We start from the raw sequence: 26,351 nt of genomic DNA on the forward strand, positions 1-26,351 counted from the left end.
CTTTACAAAATAAATTTCCCAGGTTAGGATTTTGCCCGCATGAAAAAAATAGTACCTCCGGAAGCGTTGCAATTTTTAGCGTCTATCCCCTTGTTCAAGGGTCTCCCGAGAAAATTACTAGTCTTACTTTATGGTCATATAGAAGAACGACACGTTCATAATCACACGGTCATTTATTATAAGGGAGAGATCTCCAAGGAACTTTACATAATCCGACACGGAGAAGTAATGATGACCTTGGGAGAAGCGGGCAAAACTGTTCGTTACTTGGGAGAAGGTGACGTATTCGCGGAGAATAGCGTTCTTACAAGAACAGCTCATACCGGTTCTGCAACCGCAATCCTGGATACACAGTTATATGTTTTGGACGGAGAATATTTCCTAAAATTAGCCGCTAAAGAAAGAGTACTTTCTCAAAATTTGATGAGGCTCATGGGCATGAGAATGAGAGAGGTGATGGAAGATTCTTCCAGCCAAATACATTCTCCCAGAAGACTTGTATGCCATATCCCTATAGAAGAAGTAGAAGATTTTAAAGTACATTTGGAATCGATTGTGGACAATGGTAGGAAGTCACACGAGGGTCATGTTTCTCTTTTAAGAATGGATACTTTCAAAGGGAAATCAGTATCTGAGATGATAAGAACAATCGCTCAATTGAGAAAGAAATCCTCTATACTACATCTATATTTTAAAAATCCGGAGATCCAACCTGAGTTGGATAAACTTGTTCAACAATGTGATCAGATCGTTTTCTGGGAAGAAAAGCCGGAAAGAAATCTAAAGCAGAAAAATGAGATCTTAGGTTATTGGGAACCAAGGATCAGAAATTTTTCCGGAAGGACTTCACGGATCATTGTATCCGAAAACGGATTAAGAAAACATGAAGAGTCCGCAAACCAAAAAGTATTTTATAAAGGAGAAACTTTTGCAAGATATTTGGTGTCGAGGACCAGAGGACTTGCGCTTGGTGGAGGAGGAGCAAGAGCTCTTGCTCACGTAGGACTTTTGAAAGTTTTAGAAAGGGAAGGGATCCGTTTTGATTTTGTAAGCGGTTCTTCCTTTGGAGCTGTTATCGGAGCGCTTTATGCAAGAGGAGAGAGCACTGATTCGATCTTCAAAATGATCGGTAAGTTTTTCGGGGGGATAGAAAAACCATTCGATCCAACCATTCCACTTATTTCCTTCTTCAAAGGAAAAAGAATGCTCCGAATGTTAAAGGATGCATTCGGTACTCAATTGATAGAAGATTTAAAAATCCCATTTGCGACTTCTGCAGTGGATCTTCATAGCGGACAAGAATATGTAATGGACCAAGGCCCCGTTTGGGAAGCTCTTGCTGCTGCGATGAGTTTGCCTGGTATGTTCCCTCCAGTATTTAAAGGAGATCATCTTTTGATAGATGGTGGAGTGATCAATAATGTCCCGGAAAACTTGATCAGAAGAAAAGGTGCAGATGTGATCTTATCTGTAAACGTTTCTCCATTGAGAGACGAGGGGATCGTTAGACTTTTAGAAGACAGAAAGGTAACAGGAAAATCATTTTTCAAAAATCTTTGGGAAGATATTACTTACCCTCCAATTCTAAAAATTATGGCGAGAGCGATTACGTTAGAAGGAAGAGAGATCACAAAATTGAGAAAAGAAAAAATGGATCTTTTTATCAATTTGCATATTGAAGAATTTGCATTTACCGATTTCGGAAAATATAAGGAAATCATTAAGAAAGGGGAATTGGAAACGGAAGCTGCAATTGGCGATATCCGAAAACTATTTTTCCCTGCAGAAAAATAGTCAAAGATAACTTAAGATTTTTTCCTGGAGCCTGTCTGAATGTTTTCTCCAGGAAAGTTTCCATTCTTCACTTCCTTTCGGTCCTACTTTGTTCGTAAGTGCAAATATTGTCCCGAAAGGAATATTAAATAGATTGCATACTTTTGCAAGACCGAATGCTTCCATATTTTCGAAGCCCAAACTTTCTCCCTTAATCCTTTCTAAAGCACGAGGACTTAGGTCTTCCAAGGTAACCGAGCCTGTTCCGTTGGTAGCCGACTCAATAAAATCGTTTCCATCGAATGGGAATTGTAAGTCGGGGAATTCATATCTGAAAGTCATACTTTCCGGAAGTCTGATCTTTTTGTCCAAAAATGCGATTTGGTAGTTTGCGAATACTTTGGAAATTCCGAATTTGCCTTCCCAATCCTTTCTGGGGATCCAGTTATAAACTCCTGCGGAACCTATCCCAAAAATCGCCTTAGGTTTCCAGTTAGAAGGATCTGAAAGATATTTTTGGAGATTGATTGCGGCTTCTAATTCTCCGATGCCTGCTTCGAAGGTATGGATCCGAGGATCCGATTTGAGTTTGTCGATTTCTCCCGCGAAAGCCGCGCAGAAAAGGATGTCCTGGATTTTAAGGTCGCTCATCTGATTAAAGAAAGATCGTTTTTATCAGATGCGCATGGAGTTCTGCAACCTTATTTCTTTTCACTTTCATGGTTTCGGTGAGTTCTTTTCCTTTTTCGAACTCTTTGTCTAAAAGGCGAAACTCGCCGATTTTTTCGAAATTTTTAAAACCGTTCTTTTCCGAGATAGTAGTCTTGAGCAGATCTTTGTAAAATTTCAGTACTTTTTGATCTTGGGCAAGGGCGGAATTATCATTAGAAAGACGAATTCCTTGGGAAGAAAAATGATCTCTGATTTTTGCAAAATCCGGAACGATTAAAACCGCCAAAAACTTTTGGTCCTGGCCTATCACCACCGCTGTCAGCACCCAACCGGTTTCTAAAATTTTCCCTTCTATAGGTTCAGGCTCCACATTCTCTCCGGAAGAAAGAACGATCGTATCCTTTGCTCTACCTGCAAATTTTAATTCACCCGTTTTGGTCCAAACGAATAAGTCTCCCGAATTAAACCATCCATCCGAAAAATTGGATTGGGTGAGTTCCGCATTTTTATAATAACCTGCGGTTACATGAGGACCCTTATGCCAAGCGATCCCTTTGTCTCCAGGTTTGGAAACTACAACATTCTGCTCATTTACTAACTTGATATGTGCCCCGGGAAACACGGGACCTATTGATCCGGTTTTTGGAATTGGAAAACTCCCTAAGGCTCCCATTCCTGTAGTCTCAGTCATTCCATAAGTTTCTATAATGGGAACTCCCATGGAACGGAAAAAAAATTGGATCTTAGGAGGCATCGCTCCTGCACCACAGAATGCATATCTAAGTTGCCCACCGAATAGAGCCCTCACAGGTGAAAGCACCTTCTGAGCCAAAATATTCAAAGAATAAAATATGGGAAGAAGTAGGGTAGAAACTACTGTGTCGGTTAACTTCTCCTCTTTATTCGATTCTTCTGTTTCCGAATAATTTCCAGTGACAGTATCTAAAAGAGAATTATAAGTTTCTGCGATCCGGACTGCAGTTTTAAAAATAACAAGTTTAGCGGGAGAAGATTTAGAAACCTTGTCCCAAATCCTACGATACAATGCTTCCCAAACTCTTGGGACAGAAACAAGAACCGTAGGTTTGATGATCTCGAAATCGCGAGTCAGCTGAGAAACATTGGAGCAGGCGAGTGAGGCACCCCAAGAAAGAAGCGCCGTTTCTAAAATCCTTTCTGCAATATGCCAAGGAGGAAGGAACACCACGACTCTATCAGAATAATTTGCAGGTACAAATTGTTGCAACTGGTCGATCGTCCAGGTAAAGGATCTATGTTTTAATACTACACCTTTTGGAACTCCAGTGGTCCCTGAAGTATAAATGATCGTTGCAATATCATTTTCGGTTAAAGATTCGCCGATCGAATGAAGAAGTGATTTTCCCTTCTTTTCAACCCAGGCTCTTCCTTGAGCGACTGCGGTTTCCAGATCTATAAATTCGATTTTAGGATAAGCCGCTTTTAATTTTGCCAAAGAGGCAAAGTTTTCTTCAGACTCTATAAGTATTACGGTTTCTAGATGTTTTAATCTGTTTAGGATATTTCCCAGTTTAACCAGGACTTGTTCTTTTTCTATAAATGTGATCTTGGATTCTGTGTGATCTAAGATATAAAATATCTCATCTTCACTTGCATCACATCCTCTTGGGACATCCGCCCCGCCTGAACACATTACGGAGAAGGAGCATAATGCCCATTCTGTCCTATTATCACAGAATAAGCCTACCTTATCACCTTTTACGAGATTTTTCTGTCTGAAAAACCCGGAAAGATTTTCCAGATTCAAAAACCATTCGGAATAGGAGATCCCGGAGAATGATTTTAATTTTTCATCCCAGATCCATTGGAAAGGTCTATCCTTGTAATGGATACAAGAGTCCCTGACAAGATGATAGATACTTCTTTTTTCCATAGGAATTAGGAAAGTAAGCCCAGGGTTTCCGGCTCGTTCAACATTAAATTTATGTTTTGTAATGCCTGACTTGCAGCTCCCTTCATTAGATTATCCAGAGCGGAAACAATTGTGATATTCTTTCCTCTTTGTCTCAGGCTAATATCTAAGAAGTTTGTATGTTGCACTTTTGCCAAATCAATCTCTTCCGGAGTTTTTCTGATCCGAATGAATGGTTCCGATTTAGAATTTTCAGTTAGAGTTTCGAAAAAAGGTAAATTTTCAGAATTTGCTTCCAGATAGATCGTGGATAAGATCCCTCTATATACTGGAAGTAAATGAGGTACAAATAAAACTTCAGGTTCGGATAACCCGGATCCTGCAAAACAATACTCTTGGATCTCAGGCTCATGCTGGTGGCTTAAAATTTTATAGGCTCTGAAATTTTCATACACACCATTGAAGGAAAATCCACCGTCTTCTACTCTTCCACCGGCACCACTAATCCCTGATTTACAATCGGCTACTATTCTTGGTTTGATTTCTTTTCTGAGATTTCCTAAATAGTATAAGGCCAGGATCACTGAAGTGGAGAAGCAGCCTGGATTAGAAACAAAGTCGGCACCTTTCAGTTTCTCTCTGAAAATTTCCGGAATACCGAATACCGCTTTTGCCGTTAGAGAAAAGCTAGTATGTTTTAATTTATAATTAGTTTCAAATTTTTCTTGGTTATGAAGACGATATACTCCGGAAAGATCGATCACTTTATGACCTTTATCCAAGAACTTAGGAGCTAACTCTAAAGCGGCATCGTTCGGAACTGCAAGAACTACGAGTGAACCTTTTGGAACTTCGTCCTCGTGTTTTTTAAAAACAAGATCTTTAGGAGAGACCAAATCAGGAAAAACTTCGGAAAGAGATTTGCCTGCAAGTTTATCGCTAGTAACATGCACCGCTTTATATTTTGGATGGCGGGCGAGTAGTCCTAATAACTCTTTCCCTGTAAATCCGCCTGCTCCGATGATGCTGATCTCTGACATTGGTCTTCCTTTTGACTAGCGTTTGAAACAATCCTAAAAATCGGGACTCGGCTTGGAATAAAAAAACGCCGGATGAGTTCTCATCCGGCGGTCAATGGTTTCTAAAAAGAAAGCCAGTAGTAATATTAGCCTGCTGCTTTTTGGACTTCTTCTGACGGCTGAGCAGGTGGTAGTTTGCCGTCAGGTGGTGCTAAAGGAGGTAATCCGTTTAGATCTCTTACCATATTTTCTATTTGGAATGCGATCTCTGGATTTGATTTCAGGTATTCTTTAGCGGCTTCTTTTCCTTGGCCTATCTTTTCCGTATTATAGGAATACCAGGCCCCGGATTTGCTAATAATGTCGTGTTTTACAGCCAAGTCAACGAGAGAACTTTCTCGACTAATTCCTGTGTTAAAGATTATGTCGAATTCCGCCTGACGGAAAGGTGGTGCCATTTTGTTTTTTACAACTTTTACACGTACCCTGTTCCCAGTGGCTTCTTCCTTTTCTTTTAAGGTTTCTATCTTGCGAATGTCCAAACGAACTGTACTATAAAACTTTAATGCGTTTCCACCAGTAGTCGTTTCAGGAGATCCGAACATCACACCGATCTTCATACGGATCTGGTTGATGAATACAACAACCGTTTTGGATTTAGAAATGGTTCCAGTCAGTTTACGAAGTGCTTGGGACATAAGTCTTGCTTGCAGACCCATATGAGAATCTCCCATATCTCCTTCGATCTCTGCCTTAGGAACTAAGGCTGCAACTGAATCCACAACCACGATATCGATTGCATTACTTCGGACTAAAGATTCACAAATTTCTAATGCTTCTTCTCCGTTGTCCGGCTGAGAAACTAATAGTTCCTCAAGATTGACTCCTAACTTTTTTGCATAGGCAGGGTCTAGGGCGTGCTCTGCATCGATAAATGCAGCTACTCCACCTTTCTTTTGGCACTCAGCAATTGCAGAAAGGGTTAGGGTGGTTTTACCAGAGGACTCTGGGCCATAGATCTCTACGATCCTTCCCAATGGATAACCACCGATACCGAGGGCGATATCCAAATCTAAGGATCCAGTTGGGATTACTGGTGCAACTACACTTGCAGATGCAGCTCCTAAACGCATAATGGAGCCCTTACCGAATTGTTTTTCGATTTGGGTCATTGCCTGATCAATTGCCTGGCGCTTGGAATCGTCCAAACCCTGTGCTTCTTCTTTTTGCTTTTTCATGGACTCTTTAGCTCCTTCTCTTGCCAAGACCCGGTCCCCCTCAGATAAAACTGCGTGTACTTTTTTAATGGGAATCCAATCTTTTCTAATACGAAGGATACTCTTAGTCCCGGACAAATTCCAGGTCGGATCTAAAAAACCTTCGGATTCCCTGGGAAAAGTTTCTGACGAAATCACTCTTATGTCACCCAAAAAATTAGGAGAGGGGTGAAAAAAGTGCAAATATTTGTATAGTAAATATGATTGTAGTAAAATGAGCCCGGAAAAACAAGGCCTAATCGGACAAAAATCCCTTATCCGTCTTAGTCTTATCCGCTAAAAACGAGACTTCCGCCTTATGGCTTCTGCGAGTTTGTTCTATAAGGAATCTCCAGAACCTTCCCGCATATAATATAAATATAATGAAAGAGGAAAACACCAAAAGTATTTTAGAGAGAAGTAATATATAGAAGGGAGCCAGATTATGATTAGGAAAATAAAATAGTTCCGTTTTGTTTTCGGAGAAGTTTTTCACATTTCCGGTATGCTTTTTATTTTCTTCGAAGAATGTACGGACTTCTCTAATGTCCAGATCCTTGATTGGAAAATCTGGGGTTGTTTTGTACAATAACAACGCTCCTGATTCGGAGAAGAGTAGAAAGCTTCCTTGTAGTTTTAATTCTCCCCATTTAGGTAAAGGGCGGTATATTAGATTACGAAATATGTATCTGATGGAAACCGGACCGGCCTCGAATTCGTAATAAGAATCCGGGAAATCTCCCTTATTATAAAATAGGGTCTCCCATTCTTTTCCTGAAAATTTGATCTGTACTCCTTCGAATCTTTCCAGGCTTTCTAGATCTTTTCTAAGTTTATCTAGACCCTGCTTTTGGTTTTGTCTTCTGTCAGGTTTTAGATCGCTTTTTAGAAATAATTCCAAACTTTGTTCAGAGTCTTTTTTTAACTCAATAATATATTCAGCAGATATATTACGAACTATCCTTTCTTCCGCTAAAATCGGATGTCCGGACCATTCTAAAAACGAATTTAATAACTCCTCCGGGGACTTTTCGGAAGCAGTAAGGCTTAAGGGATAGGAGAGAAAGAAAAGCAAAAAGAAGAATCGGAAAACCTTTGACATAGGCGGCTTTTATCCTGTAATACTCAAACCATAATCGAAAACCCCAAACTGAAAAGCTTTAAAAATATATGAGCCTGTTAGAACTACATAAAATACAAACCACCAAATCTTCCTGGCAAGACTTTGTGGAATATAGCATCCAAACTCCTTTTTATACCGAAACGAAGGCCAGAACCCAGTCCTTGGTAGAGGCGATACAACTCACATTATTCCATGATTATCTCTCTACTTTTTCGCCTGAGGAGAAGTCGGAATTCCTATCTTCTCCGGATTCATTCCAAACATCCGCCGAAAAGTTTGTAAATATTCTAGAGGGTGTGCGTTATTCCCAGGAAGGATATAACCAAAAGGAAAGGTCCTTATTTTTAGGAATGTTAAAGTCTCTTTTAAAAGAACATAAGGTGGATGAGAACGGAGAAAGAAAGGATCTGGAAAGATATCATTTCTATAGATGTATCATTCGTTTTTGTTCGGATAAGGATTATATCTTTAGAGTGTATGAAAAATACAAATCCTATCTTTCCCAGGGCAGCGGGGTGTAATGGCCCATAAAACCTTAGTCGTTTCTCCAGATTGCCCAATTTGTTCGGTACTGCGCGGGGCAAAGATCCCAGGACTAATTCACCAAAATTCTTCTTTTATCATCCGTCATGCGCCTGAAGATAAAAAAATCCCAGGTTATCTATATATAGAACCAATTTCCCATAGAGAAAAATATTCGGACTGGGACACTAAAGAATTCAAGGATTTAGGAGAGACGCTCCAATTCGCAACCGATTGGATCCATAATAAGTTTTCTCCTCCTAAAATTTATACGGTATTGGTCGCAGAAAAAGTAGCTCATATGCATTTTCACCTTGTTCCTAGATATGAGGATATCAAAGGACCTGAGTATATTCGACTAGCGTTGGAGGGTTTAGCCTCAGCACCGGTCGGTATTCCATTCCCTAAATTTGAGTGATCCTTTTTCCTGTCCGTTATTATCAAAAATTTTCTGTCTAAAGTAAAAGGTTATGAATCAATCCAATATAGAAACCCTGATCGATGCAGGTAAAAAAAGAAAAGCGGACTTTGTGGAAATTTATGAAGAAGAATCCAGAAATTCTTCCATTTCACTCAGAGACCAAAAGATAGAACAATCACTTGCGGCAACTGATTATGGGATCGGGATCAGATTGGTATATGGGACGGATGTTTTGTATGCTTATACAAGTAATGATGACCAACAACATTTACTTTCTTTAATTCATTTACTCGCTGATTCTCGAGGAGAGGCAGGTAATGGCTCAGGAACATTTACTCTTCCCGGAGATGTTTCCAAATATTCTTTTTCTAAAAATATACATGACCCTAGAAAAGTTCCTCCGTTCAGAAGGTTGGAACTCCTACAAACTGCGGATACGGTCGCTAGAAAAGTTTCTTCTAAGATTATACAAGTGGGAGTCAGCGCTTCCGATATAGTTACGAATGTTCTGATCGCAAACTCGGAAGGACTTTGGGTAGAAGATCTAAGAGTTAGAAGTAGATTTTTCCTTTCTGTAACCGCAGAAAATAAGGGCGAAAGGTTCGTAGCAAGTGAATCTCCTGGCGCTCTAAAGGGATTCGAATTTTTCGAAGGATTAGCTGTAGAAGATATCGCAAGAAAAGCAGGCGAAAGAGCTCTTTTCATGTTGGATGCAGGTTATATAGAAGGTAAAAAAATGCCTGTGGTAATGGGCAACGGTTTTGGTGGAGTAATTTTCCATGAAGCATGTGGTCATCCTTTGGAGACTGAGGCTATCCGCAAAAAATCTTCTCCTTTTGTAGGAAAACTAGGAGAGCCAATCGCACAATCATGCCTTACAGCTTATGATGATGGAACAATAGAAGAACAATACGGTTCCTTGAAAATAGACGATGAGGGAATGCCTACACAAAAAACACTTCTGATAGAAAACGGAATTTTAAAAGCCTATCTTGCTGATAGGATAGGATCCATGGAAACAGGATCCCCAAGAACCGGAAGTGGAAGAAGAGAATCTTACCAATACGCTCCAGTTTCCAGAATGAGAAATACTTATATTGAAGCAGGAAAAGATTCCTTGGACGAGATGTTTGCGTCCGTAGATTTCGGACTTTATGCAAAAAGAATGGGTGGCGGTTCAGTAAACCCAGCCACAGGAGAATTCAATTTCGCAGTTGAAGAAGGTTACGTGATCCGAAATGGAAAGATATCAGAGCCTGTAAGAGGAGCCACTCTGATAGGCAAGGGCCACGAAATTCTTCCTAAAATTTCAATGGTAGGAAAAGATCTAGAATTGGCCGCTGGAACCTGCGGTGCTTCTTCCGGTTCAATCCCTGTAACCGTAGGACAACCTTCGCTCAAAGTGGATGAGATCCTAGTAGGGGGAAGATAATGGATTTGGAACAAGCAGCCGGATTCGTACTAGAAGAAGGAAAACGTTATGGAATTGATTCCTTCGATCTGATCGCTACTGACTCGGAAGATATCGGGATAGAAGTTTTTAAAGGACGAATTGTTTCTACGGAAACCTCCCGCTCCAGAGGAGTTGGTATCCGTGTTTTGAATAATTCCCGCCCAGGATATTCTTATAGCGAACGTTTTAGTAAAGAAGCTCTTTCCCAAATGGTAAGAGATGCAATGGACCAGACTGAGATCACAGATCCTCTGGATATGGAACTTCCCGGACCAAAACCATTGGCGGAGGTGGATCTAAAACATTATAATCCTGCATTAGAAAAATTAAATTTTGCATGGATGAGAGAGCAAGGTTTAGCACTAGACCATGCTTCTTGGGAATCGGATAAAAGAGTGGAGAACGTTCCGCATGTAGGTGTGGGAAAAAGTTCCACCCAAAGTTTGATCGCAAACTCGAAAGGTGTATTTGTTAAAAAAGAATCCAATGTCGCTTATTTAGGAACAGGTCTTGTCGTCGCAGAAGGTGATATAAAGAAGATGGGAAGTTATTACCGCTCCGGTAGAGATATTTCCCAATTCGACCCATCTTATATCGCAAAGGAAGCTGCTTATAGAGGAACGGAGCTATTAGGAGCGAAACCACTTCCGAGTGGGGTATATACGATCGTTTTAGGAAATCGTATCAGTCCTCAGATTTTCGGAATGTTCTCTTCTCCCTATTTTGCGGATGCAGTCCAAAAAGGATCTTCTCGTTTAGTCGGGAAACTTGGAAATGAAGTAGCATCACCTAAATTAAGTATTTATTGTGAAGCTCATACTCCGGATTATCCTGGATCTCGTTTGGTAGATGCGGAAGGAATTCCTACATCGGCACGGACCAAGGTTTTGGAGAATGGAATTCTCAAGTCGTATCTGTACAATTTAGAATCTGCCAAAAAGGACAATGTACTACCGACTGGTCACGGTGTTCGTTCCTATTCGGGAAGAGCAGGTACTTCCTTTTCTAATATGATCGTCCCACTGGGAGATAAGACCAGAGATGAACTATTAGCATCCGATTCACATTGTATTTTGGTAACCAAATTGGAAGGTGGGGCAGGTTGTAGCGCTGTTTCCGGAGAAATTTCTATAGGGGTCCAAGGGATCTATTATAAAAATGGAAAACCGGAACATGCTGTGGATCGTATCACAATGAACACAAATTATTTCGATCTACTTCATAAAATCCAAGGGATTTCCAATGAATATTCCGACAGTTATTCTTCGATCAAGGTCCCTGATATTTTGATCTCGGAAATTCACGTAGCAGGTTGATCATGTCGGAAGAAAGAAACAAGCCCGAAACATACTTACTTTCTAAAGAATTAGAGGAAGCTGTCCAAGTCGCCGAGATCACTGCAAGACCCTTATTATTAAAGGGAGAGCCAGGCACTGGAAAATCACTTTTAGCGGATTATCTATCGTTCAAAACCAAAAAAAAGCTTTATTCATGGCATGTAAAATCCACCTCTCTTGCAAAAGAAGGATTATATTTTTATGATGCAGTTTCCAGGCTAAACGATTCCAGATTTACGGAAGATAAGGAGAAGGTCCGTAATATCGAAAATTATATCCGATTGGGCGCCCTTGGAGAAGCATTCTCGGCTACAGAACCTTCCGTAGTATTGATTGATGAAATTGATAAGGCTGATATTGAATTCCCAAACGATTTACTTTTAGAATTGGACAGAATGGAATTTGTGATCCAGGAAACCGGTCGTAAGATAAAAGCGATCAATAGACCTTTAACTTTGATCACTTCCAATAACGAAAAAGAACTTCCCGCAGCATTTTTAAGAAGATGTATTTTTCATTATATTGATTTTCCTGAACCTGCTTTTATGGCGGATATAGTATCTTCTCATTTTCCTAAGATTGAATCTTCTCTTTTGAAAAGGGCGCTCGAGTCCTTCTATGTGATCCGTACCATGGATGATATGAAAAAAAAGCCGGGCACTAGCGAACTACTGGATTGGATCCAAATTCTAATCCATATGGGAGCAAAACTTCCGGAAGATGGAAGAATTCCTTATATAGGTGCCCTTGTAAAGAATGAAGAGGATCTGAAATTGTTCAGATAAGGAACTTGTTTTTTCCTTTTTTCTACAGACTGAAATCATCCGGAGTTCCAATCTCTACAGTGGAGTTGCTGGATTTTCTAAAAGCAACCGATGCCCTGACTAAAGACAAAACATTTCTTTCTTTAAACGAATTTTATAGAGTTTCGAGACTCTGTCTAGTTAAAGACGTAAAATATTACGATGCATTCGATCTTGTATTCACCGAACTATTCGGAGAAAGAGGAGTTCTTAAAGAATCTTTCCGTAAGGAAATGATGGATTGGCTTTCTAATATATTCGAAAATCCCAATAAACTTCCACCTGGAATGATCCCTCCGGAAGAACTCTGGAAAGAGTTTTTGGACAGGCTCCAAAACCAAAAAGGGGAACATCATGGCGGGAATAAGTGGATCGGAACTGGAGGAAGTTCTCCTTTCGGGCATTCTGGAGTAAATCCGGGCGGAGTCCGCATAGGCGGAGAAGGAGGCGGAAAGTCCGCTATTTTCCAGGCAATGGAAAGAAAGTATAAGGACTATAGAACTGACGAACAATTGGATGTTCGACAGATCAAGATTGCGCTTAAAAAACTTAGGAACCTAAGAAAGGAAGGGATCCCTGAATTTCATCTTCCTAAAACTGTGGATGCAACTTGTAGGAATGCGGGAGATCCTGAGTTAATATTTGATCGTACTAGAAAAAATGGGATCAAAGTATTACTTTTAATGGATACCGGCGGAAGTATGACTCCTTATGCGGAAAGAGTGAGTAAACTTTTTTCTGCCGCCCACCAGATGAATCATTTTAAAGAATTCGGACATTATTATTTTCATAATTCCGTTTATGATTCTGTGTATCCTAAAGGTGATTTAAGATATCCTATTCCTCTAAAAAATTTATTTAGAAAACATAAGGATGATACCAAACTAATCATAGTGGGAGATGCATACATGGCTCCATATGAACTTTTGGACCCTGCTTACGGTTTTTATCATTCCAGGTTTAGACAGGAATCTAAACTGCCTGAACATCCTGAATCAGGATTGGACAGTTTTAAAAGGATCAAGTCCCATTTTGCGGATACAATTTGGATGAATCCAGAACCGAAAAGATATTGGGATGCTCCTACCATCTACGAACTCAAAAAAGTATTTCCAATGTTTTTTTTAAGTGTAGATGGATTAGAAAACGGAATCCGAGAACTTCTGGGAAAGAGATAACTAGGGTTTTAAAACAAACTTATATTCTATAGTGACCTCGTCCTTTGCGGTAGCAAATAGTAAACTAGGTCTTTCTACATCAAAATCACTCATTAGAACTTGGAATTTTCCGGAAAGAACGGTTTCTTGTCCTTCTTTCTGAATGGTCGCCACAGATTTAATAGTTTTCGTTTTTCCTTTAACTGTCAGGTTTCCGGTGATCGTCCATTCATTTTCTTTTGCTATGACGGATGTACTTATAAAACTGATATTTGAAATCGTTGGATATCCTAAAGATTCGATGATATGTTCGTCTCTATTCTCATCCCCGGATTTGATCTGTGAAATAGGGATCTCAATTTTTATAAGTTTAGGGATTTGCAAACCGTTTGCACCTTGAGTTAATGTCATAGGACTAACGGTAGTTCCGAAACATTTTCCATTCACTGTTTTGAATGGGTGGATTGCTATAAAATTGATATTAGATTCTTGTAGTTTTAATTCTTCCGAAAAGACGGAAGAAACACTGAATAAGAACAAAATCAAAAAACGTAAAAGGTAAGACACTTAATTACTCCTTAAAAATAAAAAACTGCGATAGAAACACTAAATGCTCCGAAACCTGCCCAGCCGACTGCTCTCATTTCATTCGCAGCACTCGGACCTTCCTTGGAAATCCTTTCTCCTATAAATGGGAGTGCGAGCATTGCAGGTAAATGGATCCAGATCATTGCCTTATGAGTGAATATTGTGTTAAGCCCGGGTTCTCTTTCTAAACTTTTAGAAGGGGAGAAGAATGCGAGGCCTGCAGTGATTGCATACAAAGTAAAAGTTGTCCCAGCCAAAGCAGAATGCATACTCCCGGAAGATTCTGAATCCCATGGAGAAGATTTCATGAGTGCGGTATATAAAAGTAAATTTTTTTGCGGATCGGAGATGAGCAAAAAATTCGCATAAGGTTCATATTCCCTTTTTAGATTAGAGAGAGCCTGTTCTCCAACTAAATTGGTCGCCAACCAAAATCCCCAAGTTAAAAGACCTAAACCCTGATGCCAATCTAACATAGAACGACGCAATTCTACACGTTCCTTTTCTTTTTGCAGATCTTTCGGTTCGGCAGTATTTAAAGTAGAAGTCTCCTGACTATAAAATCTGGGGGAATAGTTAGAATAGTCCGGAGTTAAAGGATTAGTCTGCGACCATCCGGAAAAATCGTTATAAACGTACGGAGAAGAATACAACATCGTACTCGTGAAAAAGAGAAAACCAATAGAGAAGAATATTTTCCTTCCGGAAACCATATCCGAGTCATAAGACAAATTTCAAAAAAGAAAATCATTATTTGTAGAGAATGACAAAAAGCAATGAGTGATAGAAAATGCGGAATAAACGGAAGGCCCGGAACTAAAGCGAAATGATCTCGGATTTTGAGACTGCGTATCTATCTTATCTTTTGCTTTGTAATTTTCTAAGTACTTCAGTAACTGCTTGGGTGTATCCGTCATAAACACCCTTATCATAGTCGTTTAAAGATTTATAGTTTAAACCGGAAAATTCTTTTAGAAGTTTAGAAAGTTCTTCTTCGATTATATTTTTGCGAATGTATACTGTTTCGAAATGGTTCGGATGCATGAAGTTTATCCGTAAAATTCTGATCTAAGCCTAAGGCCGATTTCTTTTTGGTGTTTTATTAGAAACTTAGGATATTCCATTTTCAACCAATTTATGGCTTCTCTGTATCTAACGTATTCTTTTTCCTTACGTTTAAATTCAGGACTATGGATGGAGTTATGGCCGTTTTTGACCCTGCTAGGTAAAATATGATGTAAAATTTCGTGATGTACCACATGTTCCAGGACGTAAAGTGGAACCTCTTTATGGTCCAGGATGGGACTGATACGTATATTCATATTCCGTTTTTCGTAACTACCCAATCTTCTTTTTCCAAGGCGATCAGCCCAGCCGATGGATAGAAGTTTTGCATCCATTTTAGAAAAATAGGAAGATGAAATTTCTTCCAAAATTACCTTTAGATCGTAAGTGACTCCGTTTTCTTTTAACTTTTTAAAATTTGCGGATCCTGACTCGGGAATAGAGTTTAGGAATTCGGCAACTTCTTCTTTCCAAGCCTGTTTAGGTTTGAGTCCCAATAATTTAGAAATGAGTAATGAAATAAAGGAGAAGATAATTTCTTCTCTCGCACCCATTAAGGATGTGTGAAATTTTGCGGATAGGATCCCGTTATGAAAGGAGATGGAATGGTTTCCGTTCCTATAAGGATAAAATTTCAGTTCAACGGAACGTACCTGGCTTTCTTTAAAACGCCTGGACCTGATTTTCAATGAATCCCAAATGGAAATCAGATATTCTTCCCAGTTCCTAGCTGGAATAGGATCAGGAACCGAAAAACTCTCTAATTCTTTTTCTAGCATCTGAATCGTTCTGATTTTGAGGATTTTGGGAAGAAGAAGGAGGACCTGTAATATCTTCTTTTTTATCGATAAAACTTTTATCCAATACTTTTTCCGGTTCTCTGATTTCTTCTATAAATCTAGAAACTCGATTGAAGTATTGTGAATTTTTTTGTTGGGAGATTTGAGGATAAGTGAGGACCAATTTTTTTTTGGCTCTTGTGATCCCTACATAAAAAAGCCTTCTTTCTTCCTCTAAGTTTTTTTCTCCTCTTCCGGAAGGAAAAGAACCTTCTGATACATTCAATAAAATAACGGTATCAAATTCTAAACCTTTGGAAGAATGAACTGTGGACAAAACCAATCTCTCATCTTCTTCGTCCGGAGAAATTTTGTCCAAACTGCGGTTAGGCCCTTCTAAACTCATATCCACTAAAAACTCATGTAAGGTTTCGTACTTTTGGGAAAGTGTCAAGAATGCATTCAGATCTTCTAATCTTCTTTTGAAATCATCATATCTTTTTTCCAGTAGAGGAGAGTAGTAGTCTATGAAGTTTCCTAAAAGTTTTTTTAAATCCTTTTCCGGATCGTTGATTAGATGATTTAATTCTTTTAAATGAGAAGCAGTGGCACCTTTGGACTCAGAAACGATCCTTTCTAAATTTCCGCCGGATTTTTCCAAATCAGTCAAAATGGACCTTGCTTTTGCGGCTCCAATCCCGGGAAGAAGTAACAAAACTCTCAGCCAAGAAACGGAATCCGTCTTATTCTCCTTAATTTTCAGAAGAGAAAGATAATCCTTTGCATGTGCACTTTCTACGAATTTTTTTCCGCCGAATTTTAAGAATGGTATATTTCTCTGGGAAAGAACTAATTCCAATTGGTTCGAATTCCATCCGGATCTAAATAGAACGGCAATATCCTTTAGAGGAACACCATCTTCTCTTCTTTCTAAGATTAGATCGGCAATCCCTTCTGCTTCTTCTAATTCGTCTGCATAACCGACGAGTGCTGGCTTTTGGAAATCTTCGTTTTTAGTATATAGGTACTTTTCGTATTTTTCCCTAAAATTAGCCAGCACCACATTCGCAAGATTTAGGATAGATGGAGTACTTCTGTAATTTCTTTCCAGATAGATCGTTTTTGTTTTTGGAAATAATTTCGGAAAATTGAATATTCCATTTACATCCGCTCCTCGGAAGGAATACACACTTTGGGCATCATCTCCCACGACTAAAATGTTTTCATGATCTAACGCGAGTAGGCATGCTATATGAGCTTGGATTTGGTTCGTATCCTGGAATTCATCCACCATGATATATTTATATTGTTCCGAGACCTTTTTTCGGACTGTTTCATTTTTGTTGAGAAGATCTCTTGTATAGGTCAATAGATCATCATAATCTAATAGAGATCTTTGTTTTTTATAATCGGTGTACTCTTGGAAAATTTTACGAATAGCGGATTCTTGGTCCAAAAACTTGGGATATTCCGCTTCTAATAATTCTTCTAAAGATTTTCCACGATTGATAATAGAAGAATGGAGTGAGATCAATGTATCGTTAGAAGGGAACCTGGACTTCTGTTTTACATATTCTCCTTCCGTTCTTAAAAGTTGGAATATATCGGAAGTATCTGATTCGTCTAAAATGGAGAACTGAGAGGAGAACCCTAGAACGGGAGCGTATTTTCTGAGAATATGACTTCCGAAAGAATGGAATGTTCCTCCATGAACTCGAGCGCATCGTTTGTCCAAGAGTGATACTGCTCTGGAGAGCATTTCTTTGGAAGCTTTGCGTGTAAATGTTAGAAGTAGGATGTTTTCGGCGGGGATGCCGGATTCGACTAATTTGGAAAGTCTGTGGACGATTGTTTTTGTTTTTCCCGTACCGGCACCGGCGATCACTAAAACCGGGCCGTTTAGGGTCTCGATAGCTTCCTTTTGTTTTTCGTTAAGTGACTCTAAGGACGCCATTATTGAGATTAGTGGTGGTGATGTCCCCCCTCACCGTGAACATGTCCATGACTCACTTCCTCGTCGGTCGCCGTTCTGATATTTACGATTTGAACATCGAAAATCAGATCCACCCCGGCTAAAGGATGGTTTCCGTCCACGATCACAGATTCTCCCTTGATATCAGTAATCGTATAAACGGTATCCGGCTCGTCGGTTTGGAACATCATTCCGACACTCAATTCTTCCCCTTCCGGGAATTGGCTTTTAGGCACATCGAAAACTAATTCAGGGTTTTTTTGGCCATAAGCTTTATCAGCATTAACGGAGATTACTTTTTTATCCCCTGCATTCATACCTTTGATTTCGTCTTCTAGACCGGCAATGATCTGTCCGGTTCCTTCCAGATAAGAAAGAGGATGGCTTCCTTGAGAAGAATCGATTTCGTTTCCTTCTTTATCTGTTAATTTATAGTGAAAAGTCACTACTCTTGGGTTCATTTATTGCTCCAACCGGGTAAAGGCCCCTTGACGGGTAAGGGAGGGAAGTTCCGGCACGTGATTTAAGTTAGTATATTCTTGGAAGATCCTAGGACAATCAGATTTTTGAGGCTAAGTCAAAAGTCGTAGGAAATTTCGACTCCGAAATTCTCTACATCTTTAATAAACTGTTCAACTCGATTGGCTAGGAAGAACCATGAATCCCTATGAACAATATCACTTAGAAAATTCAGGAATCGATTTGTATTCCTAAGAGCGAATTCTCTATCTTGGGTGTAGTTTAGAAGAACTGTATATGCCAAAGACTTTAGAACTTTATCATTTTCAGCTAATTCGGAATACCCAGGAAGACTAGGCTCGAATAAACTGAGCCTGGTTTTGGCACTTCCTTCGGTTACATATAAATTATAATCTGCTGAGTTCGGCACTCTGTCGGCTGAGTATACTTTCATTTTGGATAACTCCTCTAGAAACCAGAGGAAAATGTGGTTTCCATTAAGAAACATACCCGCAAAAAGTCAACGGGAAAGAATAGTTTTGGCATTTCTGAGTCACAAAACGGACCTTAGTTTAGCGATGTTTACAGAATGTTTTATGAAACCTTTTTAAAATAATCTGTTGGACGGAACATTCTTTGCACGTCGGACCTGGTATCCTCTAATAAGCCTAAAAGTATAACATCCGATATTCCTAGTTGAAAATAAATTTTTGCTAATAATATAAGATTTTGATGATTTTTAGGATCTCTATACAACAGTTTTTCGGAATATGTTTTGGCCTTCTCCAACTCTCCAGTTTTCCAAAATGCCCAAGCTGTGATATAAGCCAAATCCTTGTCTTTAGGATCATCTGCACTTAGTTTGGAGAAAAAGGAACATGCAATTTTTTTATCTCCCTTCTTCCATATAAGAATACCTTTTTGTAGATTTTTTCTTTTAGAAGTTTCTCTCCATAGATCCCTGGATTTCTTTTGAGGATTTACTTTTCTGAAGATGCTTACTAAACTTAGATCGTCTATATAATCTCCATATTCGGACATTCTATTCTTTAGTAGAACAAGATCTGCTTTCGTATTCGAAACTTCTAATAAGAATAGTTCCGAGAATGAATGGATCTCTCCGGTTTTTGTTCTGGATCTAAGATCTTCTCTTCCATCCGAACCGAAAATAATCGAATCATTTTCCTTTAGAGAAATGCATTGTACTTTTGGGATTTCTTTTAAGATTGGAATTCCCATCTTGTAAGAAATTTCATTCTCTATAAATCCCGAAATATTGTTTCTCAGAAGAATAGAAGTGGGATGCCCTGCATTCAAAAAGAAGATACAAGAATTTTCCGGATCCAAAACCGCTAAGATACCGGTTGCAAACAGATTTCCATCAAAACTCTGGAATAACCCATGGATCTTTCTGTATAAGGAAACAATCCATGTCTCTGGAGTATAAAATCCGGAAGCGGAAGAATCGATATGAGACTTAAACATGGAAGAGGAGAGTAGTGCACCTGTCGCCCCTTGTAGAGATTTCCCCATTGCATCCACGTTTAGAATGGCTAGGAATTTTCTTCCCCCGATCCGGATCTCTTCTATACATATAATATCTCCTCCAATCTCTCCCGGTTTGGAATTAAATTCGAATTTTTTGAATTGGGAAACCAAGGTCTCGATTTTGAAATCTCCTACACTCCGGATCTTATTTTGAAAACAAGACTGTAGAACGCTCATTAAGAAATAATCCCCGTCCTGCTTTTCCTTTAGGCTGCGGACATTTGTGAAACTTTCTGTAAGTTCTTTCGTTTTTAGAGTTACTTCTTCTTGTAGTTTTTCATTCCAACTTTTGAGCCGATTTTTCATTTCTACAAATCTGCCTGAGATCCTAAAAGAGCAGAATAGTATAAATCCTAAAACGGAATATTCAGAACTTCTTGGAAATACAATCCATGCGCGAGCGGATATAATATCCAAAAGGATAGAAAATACTAAAAAACAGATCGATCCTAAAAATCCAGCACCATCATGTTCGGATGATCTGGCCTTAAGGCATTTGAATAATACCCAAAGATATACAATCCAAGAAGGTTGCAGAAGAGTTCGATTTAATGTATCCAATTCTAAAGGACTGGAAGATTGGATAAACAGGAAGGACACAAATCCGGCCCATAAGAATAGGGGAAATTCAAAAGGATGATGTTTATCTCTACAAAATTTTGAAAAGAAGAATGTGAAAAATGGAAATAGAAAGCTAAGCGAAATATACTCCGCCTTCTTACAAAATAGAAAATCCAAATCCAATTCATATTTCCATTCCGAGCCGAAAAATGAAAACAGAAAGAATAATATAAGAAATGTCCCAAAATAAAAATGAGATTCTAATTGTCTTTCTTGTAGGGAAAGAAAGACTAAATAGATCCCTAATAATAGGAATGTAGAGATCAGGATCAGATAATAGATCTGGAATTTATAATGTTTTTGTAAAATATATTTCGAATTTCCTATACTCGGGATACCTTCTAAGATCCCTAATTCATTTTCGAAATATTCTGAAACTAAAATTTCGATCTTATGATCATACTCTATCGGAATAGAATTAGAAATCTTCTTCTTATCGTAGCTAAATTTAAATTGTTTGTTTGCTTCTGATCTTTCCGAAAGAAGAACACCATTCCAAAATAATTTTGCGCCTTCTGATGTTTTTCCTAGGAAAAGCGAAAGTTCACAATCCGGAAGTTCAGAGAAATGGATCGATTTAGAAATCAGAAGACCAGAATGATCTAAGTCCGAAAAGTTCCTAGGTAATGAAAAGGTTCCGATCTTCTTGCCGGAAAGTTCGGAAACTTCCCAATCTTGTTCCAGGAAGACAAATGATTTACATGGATCCTTTTGTTTACTGGAAGAAAATAAATTTGAATAAATCCATTCTCTGTATTCCAAAGAATGAAAAAATGTATTCGTTCCAATACTGAGTAGAATGGAAAATATGCAGATTCCTAATTTTGATTTCATACCTGCCTCCGGAGAAACGGGTATGAAATCTATTAGATTGCTTGTACTTTTTTAGTTTTGTTCTGTTCCGATCTTCGAAGCAGCCAGATAACCTTCCAACATAGCGCGTTTAGCGTCTATTCCGGAAGCATCTTTTGCCCCACCGATCAGATAGGAAGGAATACCAGTTCTTTCCTTGCTAAAAACCTCATACAAAGAAGTATCACTTGTTTGTCCCGCGCAAAGAATAATAGAATCGCATTCTAATGTCTTTGCTCCTTCTTTTTTGGTCTCAATCACAAGACCTTTATCGGTTACTTCTTTATAGGTAAGAGAAGAAAGGAAATCCACACCTTTGGATTGTAACTCTTGCAGAAGCGCCCAAGAGGTTGTAGCTCCAAGACCTGCTCCTACTTTTCCATTTCTTCTGAGGATGGAAACTTTTCTAGGAGCGGTTTCCGGTTGGATTACTGCCTGTGTATAAGAATTCACATTGTACTTTTCGAAGTAGGTAGGAATATCCGGGTCCTTCTCTTCAGTAAGTTTATGTGCCACATCCACACCGATCCCTCCGCCTCCAATGATAGCAACTTTGGAACCTGGTTTGAATGTTCCATTTAGGAACTCAACATAACTTGCATGTGGTTTTTTGTCTAAACCAGGGAGGTTCAGGTTTCTAGGAAGAACACCAGTTGCAAAAATTACAGCATCCGGTTTTAGATCATCCAATAGTTTCAGATCCGCTTTTGTATTCAGACGAATATCCACTTTTAAACGAGGAAGTTCGTTTTTGAAATAACGGATTGTTTCAAAAAATTCGAATTTACCCGGGATGGCGGCGGCAAGATTCAATTGGCCACCTAATTTTCCGGAAGCTTCTAATAGTATTACTTCATGTCCACGTAAAGCGGCAACTCTTGCAGATTCCATTCCGCCTGGCCCGGAACCGACAACTACCACTCTTTGTTTTTTGGCTTGAGGAAGAGATTTCCAATCCAACTCTCTATTTGCAGAAGGATTTACCAAACAAGAAACCATTTCTTCTTTGAAAGTATGGTCCAAACAAGCTTGGTTACAGGCTACACAAGTATTCACTCTTTCTGTCTGGTTTTCTTTGATCTTATTAACGATTTCCGCATCCGCTAAGAATGGTCTTGCCATGCTCACTATATCAGCTTCTCCAGCATTCAATACTTGGATGATTGTCTCCGGCATATTGATCCTATTGGAAGCGATGATCGGAATTCCTGGAACAGAGGACTTTATTTTTCCTGCAATCTTTGCCCAAGCTCCTCTTGGAACCAACTGAGAGATTGTAGGAATTCGAGACTCGTGCCAACCAATCCCAATATTGAGTGCATCCGCTCCTGCTTCTTTCAATTCAGTTGCAAGTGAGATTACTTCCTCGAAGGTTGGATTACCCGGGATCAAATCGATCCCAGACATTCTTACAATGACTGGAAAACCTGGCCCTACTTGTTTGCGGACTTCTTTCATTGTTTCTATCGCAAATCTTCTGCGATTTTCAGGAGAACCTCCGAATTCATCGGATCTTTTGTTAGTCACTTCCGAAAAGAATTGGTTCACCAAATATCCTTCCGAAGCCATAACTTCTACCGCTCTGAAACCTACTTGTTTCGCACGTAATGCGGAAGATCCAAATTCACGAATGGTTCTCCAAGCATCTTCAGTAGAAAGTTCTTTTGGTATAAATCGATTGATAGGTGCGCGTAGCGCAGAAGGTCCTACAAGTTCTCTGTGGTAGGCATATCTTCCCGCATGGAATAATTGTGCGCAGAAAATTCCCATCGGTTTAAGAACTGAGGCAACTTTTTCGAGTTCTACACAATCTTCTTCTTTCTGGAAATCGAAAAATATATTGGAACCTTTTCCTTCCGCGTTAACCGAAATTCCTCCGGTGGTAATGAGACCAACTCCTCCTTCAAATCTTTTACCATAGAATGCGGCCATTCTATCTGCAGTTTCGGGCATTCCTTCCAAACCCAAGTGCATGGATCCCATGATAATACGATTAGGAATAGTTTCGGCTCCGATTTCTATCGGGCGAAAGATTGGGGAAATATCTAAAGAAGACACACAGTTCACCTTTCTTTTTATTTGAGTAGAACACTCGTTCTACTAAGAAAGGATTTTACCTGATTTTAGAAAAGGCAACGGTTTTTCTGGGAATTTTGAAAATAGATACCGAACATGATTCGGCAAAAATTTTAATTCATAGAGAAACGATTTAAAGCGGAGATATACGCTTGAGAACAAGCCTCAATAATATCAGTGGAGCTTGCTTTTCCTACGACTCTTTCTCCATGTTTTTCTAAAGTAACGGAAGCTTCTGCCAAAGCATCCTGTCCTTCTGTTACTGGAGAGATTACAAGCTTAATGAGTTCCACATCACCGCTTATAGTAGCCTTCTGGATCGCTTTGAAGATAGAATCTACTGGACCATCCCCGGTTGCGGATTCTTCTTTGGTATTTCCTTCGATAGAAAGTCGAATACTTGCGGTAGGGGTACTTTTAGTACCTGTAGTTACATGAAAACTTTCTAATACATATTTATCGTTGGAAGATTTTCTGGATTCATCGGCGAATAATGCACGAATATCTTCGTCGAAAATTTCCTTTTTACGATCCGCGATCTCTAAAAATCTTTGGTAAGCGGCTTCTAATTCTTCCGGATGAGGGCTGAATCCTAAACGAACAATCCTGTCTTTAAATCCTGCTCTTCCGCTATGTCTTCCAAGTACCATTCTATTGGATTGGATCCCGACACTTTCTGGAGTCATGATCTCGTAGGTTTCCCTATTTTTCAAAACACCATCTTGGTGGATCCCGGACTCATGAGCAAATGCGTTAGCACCTACAACTGCTTTGTTCGGCTGTACCACCATTCCGGTGATTGTTTTTACTAGATAAGAAGCTTTTGCAATTTCTTCCGTTTGGATCTTGGTTTGTATTCCGAATTTATCCTTACGTGTACGAAGTGCCATTACCACTTCTTCCATCGCTGTGTTACCGGCTCTTTCTCCGATACCGTTTACAGTACATTCTACTTGTCTTGCTCCGTTTAAAATAGCAGCAAGGCTATTAGAAGTAGCAAGCCCTAGATCATTATGGCAATGCGCGGAGAAGATTGCCTTCTCACTTCCTTTTACATTTTGGATCAGGAATTTAAATAATTCACCATATTCGTATGGTGTTGTATATCCTACAGTGTCTGGGATATTGATTGTGGTTGCACCGGCTTCGATTACTGCTTCACAAAGTTCTCTTAAAAATTCTGGTTCGGAACGAGTTGCGTCTTCCGGAGAAAATTCGACATCATCCACATGGTCTCTACAGATCTTGACTGCTTCCACAGCCATTTTTAAAACCTCTGCAGGATCCTTACCTAGTTTGAATTTCATATGAATGGGAGAGGATGCGATAAAAGTATGAATTCTTCTTTTTTTAGCGGGAATGATTGCTTTTGCAGCTGCTTCTAAGTCTGGACGAACCGCTCTTGCAAGTGCCGCAATGATTGGACCTTCGACCTCTCTGGAAATTCTTTGGACTGCCTGGAATTGTACTGGGGAAGAAACCGGGAAACCTGCTTCGATCACATCCACATTCATTTTAGCGAGTTGGAGTGCGATCTCTATCTTCTCATTCTCGCTCATTGCCGCGCCTGGGCATTGTTCTCCGTCTCGGAGAGTGGTATCGAAAATCCGAACAAAATCCAAATTTGAGTTCATATGCTTGGAAAACTTCCCTAACTCCAAAATTATAGTCTGAATCGGGCCGTAAACCTAATAAATAAGCGGTTTTGGCCTTTCGGAGATTAGACCGGATTATGGACAGGGACTCTCTTAGTTTCTTTGGCGCTAGCTTAAAATCAGAAGATTGCTCGGAAGCAGCAAGGCTTTACTCGGATCTTTTCAGCGGAGAAGTTCTGGTCGCAAGCCTTGGCCATGCAGAACTTCTCTTTTCCGAAAACCAAAGAGTGATCTTTAGTAAAGAAACAGAGGAATGTCCCGTAACTCCCGGAACCCTAGTCTGGAAGATCCGAAAGGAGAAGGTCCCAGCTTTCGAAACTCGACTGTTAAGCTTCGGTTTTCAGAAAGAATCTGAGACAGATAAATATTCTTCGTATTTAGATCCTTGGAAAAACCGGATCTGGCTGCATTGGTAGCGAAATCCTTAGCGGTCTTTGCGCCTTTGCGTGATTCCCAAATCTTTCCTTATTGTTATTTTCACGCGAAGCCGCTAAGGGTAGAAGGTCTTGGGCTTTTTACCTTAAATTCTTTATATTTCTCAGTGATCTTTGTGCGAAACTTCAACCCGGATAAGGTTGGACCTCTTCTTTTCCTTCTTTGAGAGCTGCCTCTGCCATTTTATGAGCATCTTCTCCTAGATACTTTTCGATCCAGTAATGGGCGAGGTAGATCAAAGGAGTGATCCCGATCGCAATAAAGATCTTATAGAAGAAGTTCGTGTACGAGATTGAGTTCAGTGTTTGGAAATCGTAAGTTCCCCAATAGGCAACAAAGATAACGACATAAGAATCCAGCAGTTGTGAGAAAATTGTCGAACCGGTGGCTCTAAGCCAAAGAAGTTTGTTTTTGGTCTTCTTCCGGATCAAATGGAAGACTTGGATGTCCACAAGCTGTCCGATTAGGTAAGCCACGATAGAGCCTGTGATCACTTGCCCTGTATTAAAGAATACCACCTGAAAGGAATGATCATCTACAGGCGAATTTCCTGCCGCAGGAATAGCCATATCCAATTGAAGAAGGAAGAATGCCAAAACGATCATTACCATCCCAACTAGGGTTAGGTATCTAACACCTCTTCTTCCATAATACTCATTCAAAAGGTCCGTTACGATAAATGTGATCGGAAATGGAATTACACCTAAGGTCATGGTTAAGGCCTTACTTCCGATCGTTACTTGGAACCATTTAGAGCCAGTCACCTCTGCCATTAATAAGAAGGTTATGAAGATGGAACCTAAAACGAAAAATAGTTTGAATGGCCGGTGAAACTGCATCTGAGGAAAAATCTTGCGAATTAAGTCTCTGTCAA

Annotated in this window: 24 protein-coding genes; 8 read left to right on the forward strand and 16 right to left on the reverse strand. The window is 39.5% G+C overall.

What is annotated here, in order from left to right:
• The first annotated feature begins 39 nt into the window (after window positions 1–39).
• Complete coding sequence (locus EHO58_RS17030; RefSeq protein WP_135626595.1) at window positions 40–1,794, forward strand: patatin-like phospholipase family protein; 1,755 nt, start codon at window positions 40–42, stop codon at window positions 1,792–1,794.
• Here EHO58_RS17030 and EHO58_RS17035 read toward each other — a convergent pair whose 3' ends face one another.
• The 5 genes from EHO58_RS17035 to EHO58_RS17055 all read right to left on the reverse strand — a co-directional run bounded on the left by EHO58_RS17035 (window position 1,795) and on the right by EHO58_RS17055 (window position 7,713).
• On the reverse strand, window positions 1,795–2,424 hold the full coding sequence (locus tag EHO58_RS17035) for a phosphorylase (protein WP_135680719.1): 630 nt from the start codon (window positions 2,422–2,424) through the stop codon (window positions 1,795–1,797).
• Between the two features lie 4 nt (window positions 2,425–2,428).
• Window positions 2,429–4,357 carry an AMP-binding protein gene (locus EHO58_RS17040; protein WP_135680720.1) on the reverse strand — a complete coding sequence of 643 codons (1,929 nt, stop codon included), beginning with the start codon at window positions 4,355–4,357 and terminating at the stop codon, window positions 2,429–2,431.
• A 5-nt stretch (window positions 4,358–4,362) separates the two neighbouring features.
• A complete protein-coding gene (argC, locus tag EHO58_RS17045) occupies window positions 4,363–5,376 on the reverse strand; it encodes an N-acetyl-gamma-glutamyl-phosphate reductase (protein ID WP_135680721.1) in 1,014 nt (337 codons plus the stop codon).
• A gap of 125 nt (window positions 5,377–5,501) precedes the next feature.
• Window positions 5,502–6,593, reverse strand: a complete 1,092-nt coding sequence (gene recA / locus EHO58_RS17050) for a recombinase RecA (protein WP_208728841.1) — start codon at window positions 6,591–6,593, stop codon at window positions 5,502–5,504.
• Between the two features lie 274 nt (window positions 6,594–6,867).
• Window positions 6,868–7,713: a hypothetical protein gene (locus EHO58_RS17055; protein ID WP_135680723.1), complete on the reverse strand. Its 846-nt coding sequence runs from the start codon at window positions 7,711–7,713 to the stop codon at window positions 6,868–6,870.
• A 68-nt stretch (window positions 7,714–7,781) separates the two neighbouring features.
• On the opposite strand from EHO58_RS17055, the gene EHO58_RS17060 reads away from it, so the two are divergent.
• From EHO58_RS17060 to EHO58_RS17085, 6 genes are read left to right on the forward strand one after another with little or no spacing between them, the layout of a single operon-like run.
• The gene (locus tag EHO58_RS17060; protein ID WP_135680724.1) at window positions 7,782–8,255 is read left to right on the forward strand and encodes a hypothetical protein; all 474 of its coding nucleotides are present in this window, start codon (window positions 7,782–7,784) and stop codon (window positions 8,253–8,255) included.
• Window positions 8,255–8,674 carry an HIT family protein gene (locus tag EHO58_RS17065; RefSeq protein ID WP_135680725.1) on the forward strand — a complete coding sequence of 140 codons (420 nt, stop codon included), beginning with the start codon at window positions 8,255–8,257 and terminating at the stop codon, window positions 8,672–8,674. The genes EHO58_RS17060 and EHO58_RS17065 overlap by 1 nt, the downstream gene beginning before the upstream one ends.
• Window positions 8,675–8,726: 52 nt before the next feature.
• On the forward strand, window positions 8,727–10,109 hold the full coding sequence (locus EHO58_RS17070; protein WP_135680726.1) for a TldD/PmbA family protein: 1,383 nt from the start codon (window positions 8,727–8,729) through the stop codon (window positions 10,107–10,109).
• Window positions 10,109–11,446, forward strand: coding sequence for a TldD/PmbA family protein (locus tag EHO58_RS17075; RefSeq protein ID WP_135680727.1), 1,338 nt, complete (start codon window positions 10,109–10,111; stop codon window positions 11,444–11,446). The genes EHO58_RS17070 and EHO58_RS17075 overlap by 1 nt, the downstream gene beginning before the upstream one ends.
• Window positions 11,447–11,448: 2 nt before the next feature.
• On the forward strand, window positions 11,449–12,252 hold the full coding sequence (locus EHO58_RS17080; protein WP_135626604.1) for an AAA family ATPase: 804 nt from the start codon (window positions 11,449–11,451) through the stop codon (window positions 12,250–12,252).
• A gap of 5 nt (window positions 12,253–12,257) precedes the next feature.
• Window positions 12,258–13,448: a VWA containing CoxE family protein gene (locus tag EHO58_RS17085; RefSeq protein WP_135626605.1), complete on the forward strand. Its 1,191-nt coding sequence runs from the start codon at window positions 12,258–12,260 to the stop codon at window positions 13,446–13,448.
• On the opposite strand, the gene EHO58_RS17090 is transcribed toward EHO58_RS17085, so the two are convergent.
• The 10 genes from EHO58_RS17090 to EHO58_RS17135 all read right to left on the reverse strand — a co-directional run bounded on the left by EHO58_RS17090 (window position 13,449) and on the right by EHO58_RS17135 (window position 25,021).
• The gene (locus tag EHO58_RS17090) at window positions 13,449–13,994 is read right to left on the reverse strand and encodes a YceI family protein (protein ID WP_135680728.1); all 546 of its coding nucleotides are present in this window, start codon (window positions 13,992–13,994) and stop codon (window positions 13,449–13,451) included.
• Window positions 13,995–14,005: 11 nt separating this feature from the next.
• Window positions 14,006–14,671 carry a hypothetical protein gene (locus EHO58_RS17095; RefSeq protein ID WP_244241212.1) on the reverse strand — a complete coding sequence of 222 codons (666 nt, stop codon included), beginning with the start codon at window positions 14,669–14,671 and terminating at the stop codon, window positions 14,006–14,008.
• A gap of 202 nt (window positions 14,672–14,873) precedes the next feature.
• Complete coding sequence (locus EHO58_RS17100; RefSeq protein ID WP_135626608.1) at window positions 14,874–15,059, reverse strand: hypothetical protein; 186 nt, start codon at window positions 15,057–15,059, stop codon at window positions 14,874–14,876.
• Window positions 15,060–15,064: 5 nt separating this feature from the next.
• Complete coding sequence (locus tag EHO58_RS17105; protein ID WP_135680730.1) at window positions 15,065–15,859, reverse strand: SprT-like domain-containing protein; 795 nt, start codon at window positions 15,857–15,859, stop codon at window positions 15,065–15,067.
• Window positions 15,822–17,813, reverse strand: a complete 1,992-nt coding sequence (locus EHO58_RS17110) for an ATP-dependent helicase (RefSeq protein WP_135680731.1) — start codon at window positions 17,811–17,813, stop codon at window positions 15,822–15,824. Before EHO58_RS17110 ends, EHO58_RS17105 begins: the two co-directional genes overlap by 38 nt.
• Before the next feature lie 8 nt (window positions 17,814–17,821).
• Window positions 17,822–18,292, reverse strand: a complete 471-nt coding sequence (locus EHO58_RS17115) for an FKBP-type peptidyl-prolyl cis-trans isomerase (RefSeq protein WP_100723911.1) — start codon at window positions 18,290–18,292, stop codon at window positions 17,822–17,824.
• Between the two features lie 116 nt (window positions 18,293–18,408).
• On the reverse strand, window positions 18,409–18,744 hold the full coding sequence (locus EHO58_RS17120; protein ID WP_135680732.1) for an LIC14007 family protein: 336 nt from the start codon (window positions 18,742–18,744) through the stop codon (window positions 18,409–18,411).
• A 140-nt stretch (window positions 18,745–18,884) separates the two neighbouring features.
• Window positions 18,885–21,293, reverse strand: coding sequence for a PP2C family protein-serine/threonine phosphatase (locus EHO58_RS17125; protein ID WP_135680733.1), 2,409 nt, complete (start codon window positions 21,291–21,293; stop codon window positions 18,885–18,887).
• 51 nt (window positions 21,294–21,344) lie between these two features.
• Window positions 21,345–23,369, reverse strand: a complete 2,025-nt coding sequence (locus EHO58_RS17130) for an oxidoreductase (RefSeq protein WP_135680734.1) — start codon at window positions 23,367–23,369, stop codon at window positions 21,345–21,347.
• Between the two features lie 131 nt (window positions 23,370–23,500).
• Entirely contained in the window at window positions 23,501–25,021 is a 1,521-nt protein-coding gene (locus EHO58_RS17135) for a 2-isopropylmalate synthase (protein WP_135680735.1), read from the reverse strand.
• 98 nt (window positions 25,022–25,119) lie between these two features.
• On the opposite strand from EHO58_RS17135, the gene EHO58_RS17140 reads away from it, so the two are divergent.
• Window positions 25,120–25,458 (forward strand): hypothetical protein, encoded by a 339-nt coding sequence (locus EHO58_RS17140; protein ID WP_135680736.1) that lies wholly within the window; start codon window positions 25,120–25,122, stop codon window positions 25,456–25,458.
• A 144-nt stretch (window positions 25,459–25,602) separates the two neighbouring features.
• On the opposite strand, the gene EHO58_RS17145 is transcribed toward EHO58_RS17140, so the two are convergent.
• Complete coding sequence (locus tag EHO58_RS17145) at window positions 25,603–26,316, reverse strand: queuosine precursor transporter (RefSeq protein WP_135626615.1); 714 nt, start codon at window positions 26,314–26,316, stop codon at window positions 25,603–25,605.
• Window positions 26,317–26,351: the final 35 nt, after the last annotated feature.

It is taken from the genome of Leptospira selangorensis (assembly GCF_004769405.1).
Taxonomy (GTDB): Bacteria; Spirochaetota; Leptospiria; order Leptospirales; family Leptospiraceae; genus Leptospira_B; species Leptospira_B selangorensis.

What these genes read in the sequence shown, in the direction of transcription:
- EHO58_RS17135 (WP_135680735.1), bottom strand. Translation starts at nt 25,021, where the DNA reads ATGAACTCAAATTTGGATTTTGTTCGGATTTTCGATACCACTCTCCGA.
- EHO58_RS17110 (WP_135680731.1), bottom strand. Translation starts at nt 17,813, where the DNA reads ATGGCGTCCTTAGAGTCACTTAACGAAAAACAAAAGGAAGCTATCGAG.
- EHO58_RS17065 (WP_135680725.1), top strand. Translation starts at nt 8,255, where the DNA reads ATGGCCCATAAAACCTTAGTCGTTTCTCCAGATTGCCCAATTTGTTCG.
- EHO58_RS17125 (WP_135680733.1), bottom strand. Translation starts at nt 21,293, where the DNA reads ATGAAATCAAAATTAGGAATCTGCATATTTTCCATTCTACTCAGTATT.
- EHO58_RS17030 (WP_135626595.1), top strand. Translation starts at nt 40, where the DNA reads ATGAAAAAAATAGTACCTCCGGAAGCGTTGCAATTTTTAGCGTCTATC.
- EHO58_RS17105 (WP_135680730.1), bottom strand. Translation starts at nt 15,859, where the DNA reads ATGCTAGAAAAAGAATTAGAGAGTTTTTCGGTTCCTGATCCTATTCCA.
- EHO58_RS17145 (WP_135626615.1), bottom strand. Translation starts at nt 26,316, where the DNA reads ATGCAGTTTCACCGGCCATTCAAACTATTTTTCGTTTTAGGTTCCATC.
- EHO58_RS17075 (WP_135680727.1), top strand. Translation starts at nt 10,109, where the DNA reads ATGGATTTGGAACAAGCAGCCGGATTCGTACTAGAAGAAGGAAAACGT.
- EHO58_RS17055 (WP_135680723.1), bottom strand. Translation starts at nt 7,713, where the DNA reads ATGTCAAAGGTTTTCCGATTCTTCTTTTTGCTTTTCTTTCTCTCCTAT.
- EHO58_RS17070 (WP_135680726.1), top strand. Translation starts at nt 8,727, where the DNA reads ATGAATCAATCCAATATAGAAACCCTGATCGATGCAGGTAAAAAAAGA.
- EHO58_RS17095 (WP_244241212.1), bottom strand. Translation starts at nt 14,671, where the DNA reads ATGTTGTATTCTTCTCCGTACGTTTATAACGATTTTTCCGGATGGTCG.
- EHO58_RS17060 (WP_135680724.1), top strand. Translation starts at nt 7,782, where the DNA reads ATGAGCCTGTTAGAACTACATAAAATACAAACCACCAAATCTTCCTGG.
- EHO58_RS17100 (WP_135626608.1), bottom strand. Translation starts at nt 15,059, where the DNA reads ATGCATCCGAACCATTTCGAAACAGTATACATTCGCAAAAATATAATC.
- recA (WP_208728841.1), bottom strand. Translation starts at nt 6,593, where the DNA reads ATGAAAAAGCAAAAAGAAGAAGCACAGGGTTTGGACGATTCCAAGCGC.
- EHO58_RS17040 (WP_135680720.1), bottom strand. Translation starts at nt 4,357, where the DNA reads ATGGAAAAAAGAAGTATCTATCATCTTGTCAGGGACTCTTGTATCCAT.
- EHO58_RS17140 (WP_135680736.1), top strand. Translation starts at nt 25,120, where the DNA reads ATGGACAGGGACTCTCTTAGTTTCTTTGGCGCTAGCTTAAAATCAGAA.
- EHO58_RS17115 (WP_100723911.1), bottom strand. Translation starts at nt 18,292, where the DNA reads ATGAACCCAAGAGTAGTGACTTTTCACTATAAATTAACAGATAAAGAA.
- EHO58_RS17120 (WP_135680732.1), bottom strand. Translation starts at nt 18,744, where the DNA reads ATGAAAGTATACTCAGCCGACAGAGTGCCGAACTCAGCAGATTATAAT.
- EHO58_RS17035 (WP_135680719.1), bottom strand. Translation starts at nt 2,424, where the DNA reads ATGAGCGACCTTAAAATCCAGGACATCCTTTTCTGCGCGGCTTTCGCG.
- EHO58_RS17080 (WP_135626604.1), top strand. Translation starts at nt 11,449, where the DNA reads ATGTCGGAAGAAAGAAACAAGCCCGAAACATACTTACTTTCTAAAGAA.
- argC (WP_135680721.1), bottom strand. Translation starts at nt 5,376, where the DNA reads ATGTCAGAGATCAGCATCATCGGAGCAGGCGGATTTACAGGGAAAGAG.